The organism is Wolbachia endosymbiont (group A) of Barypeithes pellucidus, from assembly GCF_964030885.1.
Taxonomy (GTDB): Bacteria; Pseudomonadota; Alphaproteobacteria; order Rickettsiales; family Anaplasmataceae; genus Wolbachia.
In genome coordinates, this window is the sequence record NZ_OZ034985.1 from 48,042 (window position 1) to 60,441 (window position 12,400).

Consider the following 12,400-nt stretch of genomic DNA (forward strand, 5'->3'; position numbering starts at 1 on the left):
GGTAGTTTCTCCATTTTTTACCTATTAAGCTAAACTACCATCTTTTTCTCTCTTTTCATATTTTTTGTCCACAGAGCCTAGAATTGAAACATTCTTTACCCATAAAGCCTCTACTCCATTTCCCCTTGGGCAAATTACTCCTTTATTTGTCTGTTTTGCATTGATTGCTGTTGGCAGCACACCTGAAACTGGAATAACTCTGCCATCAAGGGCAAGCTCACCCATAATGATATAAGATTGAACTTTTTCAACTGGTATCACATTCATTACAACAAGTAGTCCAATAGCAATAGCCAAGTCATAATGACTGCCTTCTTTCAGCAAATCCGCAGGGGAGAGATTAACTGTAATTCTTTTTGGAGGTATAGTAGATTGATTGAATTTAACGCTGCTCTGATGCGCTCTTTGGATTCTGCAACAGTTTTATCCGGTAATCCAACAATATTGACTGCTAGTACAACATTGCATAATTCTATTATGGCTATTTTGATCAAAATTTGCAAGATTTTTTATGCGAAATACTATGTATAAGTGGTTGTGGTTGATTTCAATTTGATGAATTAACATTCTAATAATATTTTGCTTAGTCTGCCAATCTACTAGATCAAGTTTTGATTCAACACTTGAGGAAAAGTTTTTCAAGCTATCTGTAACTAAGCTCAATTCTTGTTGTAATTTCTTTTGATCAAGTACTTTTTCTTTTTCCTCCTCAATTTCTTTTAAATGCTGTTTCATTGTTGTGATTCTTGGTTCAAATTCTTCTTGGCTTATAAACCCTTTAGCATAGCTATCAATAAATTTTTTGATACTTAATCTTAGCTTACTTTCTTGCTTTTTACGTGTTTGATTATGTAAAGGTTTTTTGTTCTCTGACAATCTACGTTGATATTCATTTGCAATCCTATCTGGCTCTTTTAATATACTCTTAACTTCTTCCCATATAACTGTATCGAGTACATCAGTACGTATTGATTTATTATCGCAGATTTTATTGCCATTAAATTTGCTAGAGTTTGTACCAGAGCAACGATAGTAATAATATGTCGACTTTTTATGAACGTGGTTTGTACCACAATAAGTATATTGACAACGTTGGCATACCATAAAACCTTGTAATAAATATGTTTCTCTTCTTTGCCGTACTCTTGCTCTTTGTCTATTTTCAGCTAATTGTGTTTGCACTGAATCAAATAAATTTTCATTGATTATTTTTGGTACTGGAATATAAGTCCAATTCTCTTTATCACTATTAAAGCGACCACTTTTAAGTTTACCACAAGTTCCTTTTTTTGATTTTTTTACTTGTGGTTTTGAGCATGTCCTAGTTTTACCATAAGCTGCTTGTCCTATATAAGCAGGATTTTTTAACATGTTCCAAATAGTGCTCCTTTTCCAATACCTTTTTCCTGTTCGTGTTATTACCGGTATCTTATTCAGTTCATGTACAACTTCTCCTATACTTGCTCTTTGTTCGGTAGAAGCTGTAGCTTTACTCCTCTCGTTTGAGTTTTATTACTACAACTCCCCCTAAAGAACCGTGCTTGCAGATTTCCCGCACACGGCTCATCAATATTAGTTTTCACAGTCGTCCCTCTTATGCATATAAAGAAAAATGTATTTTTGGCTTTGGTAATGGATTTACTTCTACGTAGTGTACAAACTGTTCCCAGGTCATACTCTTTTTCTGACTACGCCGATTTATCCATTTAAATGCTAGCTTTCTTACTGATGTGTAAAATTGTTTCAAACACCAATAATTTCCGCTAATACCAAAGTAGTTATAGTGTCCTGTTAATTTAGCCTTCAGTACTTGCCACCAATCTTTAAGTCGAATACTTCCGCGGACTATTTTCAACCACTCCTTGATTTCTTTTAGTTTTCTGGCTAGATTTAACTTTGAGGTTTTATGTCCCATTATTAATCTACCACGACGACTTTTTGCACCATAGTGCGTAAACCCCAGAAAATTGAAACTTTCCGTCCTTCGTTTCTCTCTTATCGCTTGTTGCCACTCCCTCTTGCCAAACTTTACTACTCTGGTCTTGTTTTCAGATACTTCCAACCCAAATTTATTTAGCCTTTGTTTCAGTAATTCCAGAAATTCTTCCGCGTCTACCTTACTTTCGCAACAAACCACAAAATCGTCGCAAAACCTTATTAGTTGTATATATCCTCTGGATCTTGGTTTAAATTTCTTTTCTATCCATAAATCCAACACATAATGTAAGTATATATTTGCTAATACAGGACTTACTATACCACCTTGGGGTGTACCTTGTTTTGTTGCTTCATAATTTCCAGCTTCGACTATCCCTGCCTTGAGAAACCGCTTTACTAACCACAGCAAATTTGGGTCAGTTATTCGTTCCCTTAGACATCTCATTAGCCATTTATGCTGTATATTATCGTAGAACTTCTTGATATCCACTTCTACAATGTAGTTTATTGGCTTGTACATAACTGCTTTATCTAGTGCATTTACCGCTTGATGACAGTTTCTTCCAGGTCGAAATCCATATGAGCTGTCCAGAAAGTTTGCCTCGTAAATATTTTCTAATATCTTCTTCAGCATAATCTGTACTAATTTATCCTCGGTCGATGGTATTCCGAGTCCGCGTTTCTCTTTACTTCCAGCTTTCGGTATATATACCCTCTTTACTGGTTGTGGTTGATATTGCTTCCTCTTCATACTTTCTACTAGCACTTCGAGTTTCTCATTCAGATTTTCTCCGTATGATTCCACTGTTATCTGGTCTACTCCACAAGCCTTGTTACGCTTCAGTTCTTTATAACATCTCGCAAGATTCTCTGTATTTATCAGATGGACTAACGATGTGAATTTTAGTCGCTTATCTTGCTTTGCTCTTACTGCTATCTGGTTTAGTTTATTTTGCATGTTATTCCAACCTCCGTTGTATTGGCCTAGCAATCCCTATTCCAGTTACTATATTGCTGATCGCTTCCCCTTGTACGTGGCTTTCCCACATTCTGAGTACTATCAATCAGTCCGACTTCCCCTGCATCTTCCGCTAGTTCTTGCCTTTGTTGACTTGTTCCAGCGTACCTTTGTAGGAATGCATAGGATCTCCCAAGTTCACTTGAAGTCCATTTCAATACATGGCACGGTCTCAGATCCCGATAGAGTGAGTGATAACTTGCCTTTACGTTATCCTTCATGCTGTCTTCCATGGCCATGAAAATGTCGACCTCTATGTCTTCAGGTATTTCGGAACTCAATCCCTTCACTTTCGTTGTACCCTGCATTGTCCATCCCACTAGCTCTATTACACTCGTTACCTCATGCAACATAGTGGTCTGTTCCAAACTGTTGGCTAGACTTTGTTTGTGTTGGATTTTCACCAACTGTTCTCCAAGCACTTCTTGGCGCACCATTTGCAAACCCTCCTATGGATCTTCTGAAAAGTTTTTGAGTATATTGTATTTTTAATTTGTAAAATAAGATTTTTTCCTTTCTGCACGTCTCGTCTAAAAAGGACACATTTTAAACTTTTTTGTTGAAATAAAATAGAAACAAAAGTGCTGTTTCTTGCACTCTTTGGATAATTTAATGATAAAAAATTTAGAGAGAAATTTTACACACAATCACTGATATTTTCCCTTAAGTTGACGCCATTGTCTGAACGGTCACGACATAGGATCCAGAAAATTTAGTTATATATAGAAAAATCTGAGTTGAATTAACTACACCAACTCACATTCAGCAAAAAAGAAAGCTATTTCCTTACGAGCATTTTCTAGACTATCCGAACCGTGTACTCTATTTTCACTAATATCATCAGCAAAATCACCTCTGATTGTACCTTTATCTGCCTGCTTTGGGTCGGTAGCTCCCATGATTTGTCTGTATTTACTTACTGCATTTTCACCAACTAAAACTTGAATTATCACAGGACCAGAAGTCATAAACTCTACCAATTCCCCCAAAAAAGGCCTATCTTTATGAATTTCATAAAATAGCTCTGCTTGTTTTTTTGTCAGCAACATCATTTTTTGTGCTATAATTTCTAGTCCAGATTTTTCGATGTAAGAATTTATCTTGCCTGTAATATTATTTTTTACTGCATCAGGTTTTAATATCGAAAGTGTCTTCTCAATTGCCATATTGTTTCCTTATATAAAATAGTATATTTATAGATTTATTTTATTGTAAATTTTGATTTGATAAAAGTAGTTTTTTATTTATAGTTAAGGATAAACCATCAAGGAGGTATTGTATGGGTGGCTGTTGTAAAAAGAACACTATCAAACAAGCTGAGCCTACCACTAAAAAACAAGCTGAATCTACTGCTAAAAAATTAGTAAGTAACTTTAAGTCATCACTTTTTTGTGGAACAAAAGGGTTTTTGACTTTTAGTTTGGCATTTTTAAGCTATTTGGAATATAGCTCACATCATAATACAGAATTAAAAAAAGGTGCTGCCTTTGCAATGAAAAGAAATACTATTCCGTTTCTTGAAATGGCTGTCATAGTACCGCTTGTTTGCCTTACATTCACTGGTCTTCTACAATGTGCACTCGTATGTGCTGCTTTAATGATTGCCACATGTTTTATTGTCAGAACTTTTAATCTACGTGAAAAATTATTAGAAAAACAAACAGGTTGCCCAAAAGAAACAGTGAATAAGGAATTTAAGAAAGATACTATAAAATTTCCTATTTTTGATCAAAATAGAAAACACATCGAGTATAATTCGCCTAACTCAGGGCGACCACTGGATGAAACAAGTAGCACCTCTTTTTTCGTTGCATTTTTAGTTTTTCCTCTGAAGATTCTTCAAAGTTGTATCATGCTATCTTTAGCTGCCGTTGAACTTCTTGAAGCAGTGCCAAGTTTTCTTGTTGATAAGGTTTTTGATAAAAGCCTTACATCTACCAAGAGTAACGTACAAAGATCTGGCCATTTATTGTATGCAAGTGTAAGAAATTTAGTGCCTATAACTAGATTTGATAAGTGTGTGGCTAATTTTATAGGCACCCCAGAAGTAACTTGTTGTAGTAGTGCGTAGGTGAAAAAGGCAGTTATCTTATTTAATCTTGGCGGGCCTGACTCACTCAGCGCAGTTCGTCCTTTTTTATTTAATCTCTTTTACGACAGAAGAATAATAAATTTACCAAACCCTTTTCGGTTTCTTTTAGCAAAGTTTATCTCCGCAAAACGAGAAAATACTGCACAAAAAATATACGAGGAAATTGGAGGTAAATCGCCAATTCTGGAGAATACAAAAATGCAAGCTGAAGCGCTTGAACAAGAACTTAACAAACCTGTCTTTTGTCATCCCAGTGCCCAGACACTGGGATTTAGAAAAAAAAACTGGATTCCAGCGTCACGCGCTGGAATGACACCAAAACTAACCAAAGTATTCATCTGCATGCGCTACTGGCACCCTTTTGCCGACGAAGTTGTTAAAAGTGTAAAACAATTTGATCCTGACGAAGTAATTCTGTTGCCACTGTATCCACAATATTCAACTACCACAACTCTGTCATCCATCGAGAATTGGCAAAAAAATGCTAAACGGTATGGCCTAAAATGCAATACAAAAATGATTCACCGTTATTATGATAACCAAGATTTTATTGAAGCTCACGCTAATTTAATAGCTAAGTATTACAAATTAGCCAGCAGAATCGATAAGCCAAGAGTCCTATTTTCAGCCCATAGCCTACCTCTCAGTGTTATTAAAAAAGGCGACCCTTACGCTTCACAGGTAGAAAGAAGCGTAGAGTTAATAGTAGAAAAGCTAGCTATCAATAACTTAGATTGGTCAATATGCTATCAGAGCAAAATTGGTCCCGTAAAATGGTTAGAGCCAAGCACTGAAAGTGAGCTATTACGCGCAAAAATTGATGGTGTACCTGTAGTTTTATCACCTATATCTTTTGTTTCTGAGCATTCAGAAACTCTAGTTGAACTTGATATAGAATATAAAGCAATTATCAAGGATGGATATTACTTTCGCGTGCCAACTCTCAGTACCGATCCCTTGTTTATAAAATGCTTAGCCGATTTGTGCATAAATCTCCCTTAAAGTCCTGATTTATAGGGCTTTTCTTTTAGGATTTTATGTGATAGAATAACAGGCAGTTATTATTTTGTTAACTATTTCATGCCAAGCAAGCTAAAAAAGGAATCCAACACGCCCGCACAAAAGGTGCATGATATTTATAATCATGATTTCAGGAAGGTAATCTGCATCACAACAGGTTTAACAGCCCTATTGTGTAAGATTTCACTGCAATTTTGTTGTGAGTTTATTGACAATAACAGATCCAATATCTCCCTTATAAAGAATGTTGCCCGATGGGTGAAATTTCCGACATCTACCCTATACATTGCCCATTCTGCATTCATTTTACGGGATTTGGTAAAAGATTATAAAGACCCTAAGGGTAAAAAAGAATTAGCAAAAATTTTGGGTAAATCGGCTAATCTTGCAAGCAGCACCATAGAAGCGTTGATGATGCTGAGAGTCATCCACTTTTGCACTGGAGGCAATGCAGATGTAATAAGTTATATTAGCTTAACATCAACGATCCTATTTCTGTTTATTTCGGAACCTATAAGCTATTATTATACATGCAAGAAATATCTGGATAATAAGGATCCTGAAAAGTCTACTGAGTGTAAGAAGGACCTTATTATCAGCACATTAACTTTGTCGTTAGGTTTATTAAACTTCACATTAAGAAGGATAGAGACTCCAACTATACCAATAAACTTGGGTAGTGGTATAATCTATAATTTCAACTTAAGTGTAACAGTCAGCATAATATATAGTGCAGTATTTCTTGCAGTTCAACTTGACAAGTTGTTTAATCAACCTGTCAATGACGATCCTTCCACTGAACTTGATGGCACTAATCATATTAGGCACGATTATGATGGTAATGGTCTCCCCAATGGCGACGTTGTGGGAATGTAAGGGTTAGAGGTGAAAAGATTTTATTTCTACTGCCAACGCTAGTACTGCTAATTTGCTAACAATACTCCAAAGTGACAGAATTTTACCTTCCACAACCTGGCTAACATCATGAAACTCACAGTCAGTGGCATTCAAGCTAGAGTATTCATTTTTCCTGCTATTACATCGGTATAAGTAACATGTTGGAGTATTTCCTATATAGTATATTAGCGGTTCTGCAGAACTGCTTTTAAATACGTCAATGGTTGGTACACCTTCTTGTATAATAACGCTATTGATTGCTATTCCTTCTTTTATCTTTTTCATTTTATGACGCTTTTTTTTATTGAGGTTTAATATTTCCTCTCCACTTGTTACTGTTATAATGCCCATCCCATATGTGCCATTGCTTGCTTTGATAAAAACGTAAGGTTGTGTTTTTATTTCATATTCCTCATATTTTTTTTGCACTAGAGATAATATTTGGTCAACTTTAGTTGCTACTGCTCCTAGTGATGAATCATCATTAAAATTAACTCCATTGCAGTTTTCTGTAAGCACAGAAATAAGCCATGGGTCCATTTTAAATTCGCCACAAAATTCGGACACTAATTCTTGATAGATTTCAAAGTACTTAAATTTCTGTCTGCTATGCCAACCGTATAGTGGGCTTGGTACTATATCTTGCTTTACGTCTTTTAGCGTGTCTGGAATGTGGCTCGTCATATCACGATTCAGTATAATAACATCAGGCACAAATCCTGAAGTTGTCTTTAGCAGAGAGTTTTCTTTCACGATAGTTTCATATGGTTCTATTAAATTATATGCTTCGTTGTGAAAGAGGCCAATTCTAGTTTCAAAACCTGCGAGCTGCAGTACTTTCTCTATAACAAATACGTTTTCTATATACATTTTATTTCGTGTGTAATTCTCCGGTATTATAAGAGTCTTTTTATGTTGTTTTGTTTCAAAATAACTTTTTATTAGTTTTGCTGCTGTTGCTCTTGATGTTTCACTTAGATTGTTGAACCCTGCAGGAAATAAATTAGCGTCCACTGGGGCAATTTTGTAGCTGGAGTTTCTAAGATCTATAGAGCTATAAAATGGCAATGTAAGGTCGTTAAATTTTACCTCAAACCAATTATTTATACTTTTTTCCAAATCTGGGTGAATTATGCTTTGCATCTGCACTTTAAATGTTATAAGGAAGGTATTATATTATAAGCTATAATTAAACATATTTAGCAAATTTGACTAAAGATTAAAGTATAATGAGATTCTTATTTAAAGTAATAGAAAAATGATTCAACACGATAACAATAAAATGTATGGAACTACTATACTGTCAATTAGAAAAGATAAAAGCGTAGTAGTAATAGGTGATGGACAGGTTTCACTGGGCCACACTGTTATAAAATCCGGAGCAAAAAAAGTTAGGCGTCTTTCTGGTGATTCTGTAATTGCCGGTTTTGCTGGAGCAACAGCCGATGCATTTACTCTCTTTGAAAGACTAGAATCTAAACTTGACAAGCACCCAGGGCAATTAATGAGAGCATGTGTTGAACTTGCAAAAGACTGGAGAATGGATAAATATCTAAGAAAATTAGAGGCTATGATGATTGTTGCAGATAAATCTATTTCATTAGTAATTACGGGAATAGGTGATGTTCTTGAACCTGAAGATGGAATCGCAGCTATTGGCTCTGGGGGAAATTTTGCTCTATCTGCAGCAAGAGCTTTAATTGACATTAAAGGAATATCAATAGAAGAGATTGCAAAAAAGGCTATGAAGATAGCTGGCGATATATGTGTTTATACAAATCATAATGTAGTTATTGAAAAGATAGAGGAGTGATATGTCTTCCAAGCAAAAAACTTTGTGCACTAATTTTTCCAATCAGCCTATAACCCTTTCAGAAGGGTGGCCTTGTAGTAGTGACATCTATGATGAAAAAAATGACCTCTATAAAGATACTAAGAGTGGTTTTGATTCAAATGACAGCGATATTCAAGTTAATGACAGTACTCAAGTTTTGTTAGATGACCTGCCACCACAGAAGATAGTTAAAGAATTAGATAGATTCATAATCGGACAGGATGATGCAAAGCGTGCTGTTGCTATTGCGCTCAGAAATCGTTGGCGTCGCAATCAGGTTCCATTTCCATTGCGTGATGAAATCATACCTAAGAATATATTGATGATCGGTCATACAGGGGTTGGTAAAACTGAAATAGCTCGCCGCTTAGCAAAACTTGCCGGTGCACCGTTCATAAAAATTGAGGCAACGAAGTTTACTGAAATAGGATACGTTGGACGTGACGTTGATTCGATAATACGCGATTTGGTTGATGCAGCAATAGTTTTAGTTAAAGAGAAAGCCCGTAAAGCCTTAGCTAAAAAGGCTTTAATTTTAGCTGAGAAAACAATAGTAAACTCTATGGTAGGCGAAGATGCAACCGAAGAGAGTAAAAAAAATTTTAGAGAAAGGTTGAGGAATAAAGAGTTTGAGGACGGAGAAGTTTCTATTAACGTCAGAGAGAGCAAGAGTATGTTACCTACTTTCGATATACCAGGCATGCCAGGTGGGCAAGTTGGCGTGATGAATGTAACAGAAATAGTGGGCAAGATGTTTAATGGGAGCAAAAAAACAAAAATTATTACGGTGAAGGTAAAAGAAGCGCGTGAAATATTAATTAATGAAGAAAGTGAAAAGCTAATGGATGAAGATAAGATAATCAAAGAAGCCATTGATCTTGTTAGTAACGACGGTATAGTATTTTTGGATGAAATAGACAAAATTGCAGCGCGTACAGAAATAAAAGGTGAAGTAAACAGAGAAGGAGTGCAACGCGATCTGTTACCACTACTTGAAGGAACAACTGTTACAACTAAGTATGGCCATGTAAAAACAGACTATATATTATTTATTGCATCTGGTGCTTTTCATCAATCTAAACCATCTGACCTCTTACCGGAATTGCAGGGCAGATTACCGATCAGGGTAGAACTTAAGGCACTTACTCAAGAGGATTTAATAAGAATATTAAAGGAACCAGAATCTAGTTTGTTAAAGCAGTACATAGCTTTAATGAAAACAGAAGATGTGACGCTTGAGTTCACTGATGATGGTATAAAAACCATAGCTGAAATAGCGTTTACAGTTAATAGGCAAGTGGAAAATATAGGCGCAAGAAGGCTTCACACTGTCATGGAGAAGCTTTTAGATGAAATAAGTTTCATTGCTTCTGAGAAGAATAGCGAAAAATTCATTATAGACAGCAAGTATGTAAAAGATAAACTTGAGTCAATTTCGAAGCAGTTGGATTTATCTAAGTTTATACTTTAGGAGAAACGAGAAGCCTACTTTAAGTAGTATAGAGAGTGTTCAGAAGATCAGCCAGTAAACCTAAAATTTCAGCTATATTCTTTAGGCTGTTTTTCAACAGTAGAATGGTGTGCTGCAACCTCTTGCTTAACATCTAAGCTTAAGTCAATTATTGAGATATTTTCTTCATCACAATCTATGTCTTTTATTAACATATCGTCAGTAATAGTCAAAAGGTCAGGCGGAGAAAGAATAGTTCTTTTATTACCAGCTCTCATTCCCACAACGCCAAACTCTATAGCAAGTGGTATTTCTTTGTTACCAACTTTGAATTGCACTGTTTGATCTTTGACTATATATTCTCCATTATGCTCCTTTACGCTATATTTAACCGATATCTCATCACCGCACCTTACTTGTTTTCCAGTCTTGTTAATTAAGTCATTAAAAACCATCAGATTATTTACTGAGTCGGGATATTTATCCTTTACTTCGATCAGTTTGACGTAATAAGAATTAAAATTCATTTTGTTATCATTAGCAATAGTAACTACACGCTCTCCGCCTTCTTTCATACCTATCACCCCTAAACCCACTTCTTTTAGGTCATCTTGACCTATTTTCAAAGTAACATCAGAAACTTTGCTAGGGAGTGTTGCTAAGCTATTATTAGAAATTTTATATATTTGCAGTAGGACTTCCAGGCCACAGAAAGCCTTACTGCCATTACCTTCAGTAATTTCATAAAAATTTATTGAATCTTCTTCCTTTTGCTGCGTTATTTCTTCTAAATATTCTGTTAGCCCATGCTTTTCAATATAGCGGTCAAGTGCTGATTCAAGTATTGGCTTCACTAGGTAATGTGCTATCGTCTGTATCAAGCCACCATGCGTGGCATTTATCTCATAAAGCTTGTCCTTTTTTTCCGGTTTACCTTTGTTTATATAGACAATAGTAAACACAAAAGCAGAAGTTAAAGTGAAAATCATTACTACGGAAATAAGCATTTGTAATATAATTTTTCTAACCATCTTTCTTTACTTGATTCAATAAATCATATAAATAATTAGTATCCCCTGAAAGCGCACTCAAATTACCCAAGCCTTGTTTAAAGAGGCCGTCTATATAGTCCTCTACTTCACTTTTACCAAGCACAGACATTAGATTATTTGTTTTATCTTGTTCGTAGTCTTCAATATCATCCTTAGCTTGAAAGATAAGCCCTAGGTTTATCCCGTAGTTATATAACGCTTTACGTTGCTTGTCTGTAGCATTCCCTATTATAGCGCCTATTTCGCATGAAGCTGCAAATAATTTTGCGGTTTTCATCAAATGAATTTCTTTTATTTTATCAGCTTGGCCCGACGTCATTCCAGCGTTATACATACAGCTGTACGAATGTTGTGGGTTTAAGGTAGAAAGGGTGTCATGCAAGTAGCTGACACTGGAATCCATTTCATGTTCAGCTCCACCATCGCATGGCTTTTTGCACGAAATGCTTGTAGGCAAAGCCTTCTGGATTCCAGTGTCAGCTACTTGCATGACAGAGGGTTGGGGTCTAAAATCTATATGCTCACTGTTAATATCTAAAGCCTGTCCTCCCACCATTCCCCTAATTCCTATTGCTTGAGAGAGCACTTTTATGATCTCACAGCGTTTCTCATTTAACGAAGATAATACCTCAAAAGCCAGAGTAAGTAGTGCATCTCCGGCAAGCACTGCTGTTGCTTCGTCAAATTTTTTATGGCAGCTTAGCTGGCTTCTGCGAGTATCACTGTTGTCCATGCACGGTAAATCATCGTGAATTAGAGAATAAGCATGAACAAATTCAATTGCTGCAGCAACTGATATTACTTTTTTAGCTTCCGCGTTAAACACTCGCGATGAAGCTACGACTAAAAAGGAGCGTATATGTTTTGCAGGAGCAAGGAGTATATAACGCATAGCTGATATAAGCTTATTCTCGCTATTTTCGGGTAAGAGTTTATTTACTTCTACAATAAGCAAATTTTTTGTTGTTTCGTCTAGCATTTTTGAATTATTAATTGTTTAGCACGTAACGCCAGCCAGCTAGGGCAGTAGAAAACTTTACTGTAGTTTATCAGTTATAAAAGATATTGCAAACATAAAAATTTTTTATAACATCAAAGA

Annotated in this window: 14 protein-coding genes and 1 pseudogene; 5 read left to right on the top strand and 10 right to left on the bottom strand. The window is 35.7% G+C overall.

Annotation, left to right across the window (positions count from 1 at the left end):
• Window positions 1–78 precede the first annotated feature (78 nt).
• The 7 genes and pseudogenes from ACQH1X_RS00230 to ndk form a co-directional block, all read right to left on the bottom strand.
• Window positions 79–506, bottom strand: a pseudogene (locus ACQH1X_RS00230) (magnesium chelatase domain-containing protein); the annotation flags it as partial.
• Complete coding sequence (locus tag ACQH1X_RS00235; protein ID WP_425386626.1) at window positions 424–1,458, bottom strand: recombinase family protein; 1,035 nt, start codon at window positions 1,456–1,458, stop codon at window positions 424–426. The pseudogene ACQH1X_RS00230 and the gene ACQH1X_RS00235, both read right to left, overlap by 83 nt.
• Window positions 1,455–1,583: a hypothetical protein gene (locus ACQH1X_RS00240; protein ID WP_425386223.1), complete on the bottom strand. Its 129-nt coding sequence runs from the start codon at window positions 1,581–1,583 to the stop codon at window positions 1,455–1,457. Before ACQH1X_RS00240 ends, ACQH1X_RS00235 begins: the two co-directional genes overlap by 4 nt.
• Before the next feature lie 11 nt (window positions 1,584–1,594).
• Window positions 1,595–2,896, bottom strand: coding sequence for a group II intron reverse transcriptase/maturase (gene ltrA, locus ACQH1X_RS00245; protein ID WP_425385808.1), 1,302 nt, complete (start codon window positions 2,894–2,896; stop codon window positions 1,595–1,597).
• Between the two features lie 26 nt (window positions 2,897–2,922).
• Entirely contained in the window at window positions 2,923–3,309 is a 387-nt protein-coding gene (locus ACQH1X_RS00250; protein ID WP_246433168.1) for a hypothetical protein, read from the bottom strand.
• Window positions 3,299–3,499 (bottom strand): hypothetical protein, encoded by a 201-nt coding sequence (locus ACQH1X_RS00255; RefSeq protein ID WP_425386698.1) that lies wholly within the window; start codon window positions 3,497–3,499, stop codon window positions 3,299–3,301. Before ACQH1X_RS00255 ends, ACQH1X_RS00250 begins: the two co-directional genes overlap by 11 nt.
• Window positions 3,500–3,702: 203 nt before the next feature.
• The gene (ndk, locus tag ACQH1X_RS00260) at window positions 3,703–4,122 is read right to left on the bottom strand and encodes a nucleoside-diphosphate kinase (RefSeq protein ID WP_425386224.1); all 420 of its coding nucleotides are present in this window, start codon (window positions 4,120–4,122) and stop codon (window positions 3,703–3,705) included.
• A 113-nt stretch (window positions 4,123–4,235) separates the two neighbouring features.
• Between ndk and ACQH1X_RS00265 the strand changes: the two genes are divergently transcribed.
• The 3 genes from ACQH1X_RS00265 (at window position 4,236) to ACQH1X_RS00275 (ending at window position 6,944) form a co-directional block, all read left to right on the top strand.
• Window positions 4,236–5,027: a hypothetical protein gene (locus ACQH1X_RS00265; RefSeq protein ID WP_375604043.1), complete on the top strand. Its 792-nt coding sequence runs from the start codon at window positions 4,236–4,238 to the stop codon at window positions 5,025–5,027.
• Entirely contained in the window at window positions 5,028–6,050 is a 1,023-nt protein-coding gene (hemH, locus tag ACQH1X_RS00270; RefSeq protein WP_425386225.1) for a ferrochelatase, read from the top strand.
• Between the two features lie 78 nt (window positions 6,051–6,128).
• The gene (locus ACQH1X_RS00275) at window positions 6,129–6,944 is read left to right on the top strand and encodes a hypothetical protein (RefSeq protein WP_425386226.1); all 816 of its coding nucleotides are present in this window, start codon (window positions 6,129–6,131) and stop codon (window positions 6,942–6,944) included.
• Between the two features lie 3 nt (window positions 6,945–6,947).
• On the opposite strand, the gene gshA is transcribed toward ACQH1X_RS00275, so the two are convergent.
• Window positions 6,948–8,108, bottom strand: a complete 1,161-nt coding sequence (gene gshA, locus ACQH1X_RS00280; RefSeq protein WP_425386227.1) for a glutamate--cysteine ligase — start codon at window positions 8,106–8,108, stop codon at window positions 6,948–6,950.
• A 115-nt stretch (window positions 8,109–8,223) separates the two neighbouring features.
• On the opposite strand from gshA, the gene hslV reads away from it, so the two are divergent.
• Both hslV and hslU read left to right on the top strand, forming a co-directional pair.
• The gene (gene hslV, locus ACQH1X_RS00285; RefSeq protein ID WP_425386228.1) at window positions 8,224–8,778 is read left to right on the top strand and encodes an ATP-dependent protease subunit HslV; all 555 of its coding nucleotides are present in this window, start codon (window positions 8,224–8,226) and stop codon (window positions 8,776–8,778) included.
• A gap of 1 nt (window position 8,779) precedes the next feature.
• A complete protein-coding gene (gene hslU / locus ACQH1X_RS00290; RefSeq protein ID WP_425386229.1) occupies window positions 8,780–10,270 on the top strand; it encodes an ATP-dependent protease ATPase subunit HslU in 1,491 nt (496 codons plus the stop codon).
• Window positions 10,271–10,338: 68 nt separating this feature from the next.
• On the opposite strand, the gene ACQH1X_RS00295 is transcribed toward hslU, so the two are convergent.
• Both ACQH1X_RS00295 and ACQH1X_RS00300 read right to left on the bottom strand, forming a co-directional pair.
• Entirely contained in the window at window positions 10,339–11,280 is a 942-nt protein-coding gene (locus ACQH1X_RS00295) for an FKBP-type peptidyl-prolyl cis-trans isomerase (protein ID WP_425386230.1), read from the bottom strand.
• Window positions 11,273–12,280, bottom strand: a complete 1,008-nt coding sequence (locus ACQH1X_RS00300) for a polyprenyl synthetase family protein (RefSeq protein WP_425386231.1) — start codon at window positions 12,278–12,280, stop codon at window positions 11,273–11,275. Before ACQH1X_RS00300 ends, ACQH1X_RS00295 begins: the two co-directional genes overlap by 8 nt.
• Window positions 12,281–12,400: the final 120 nt, after the last annotated feature.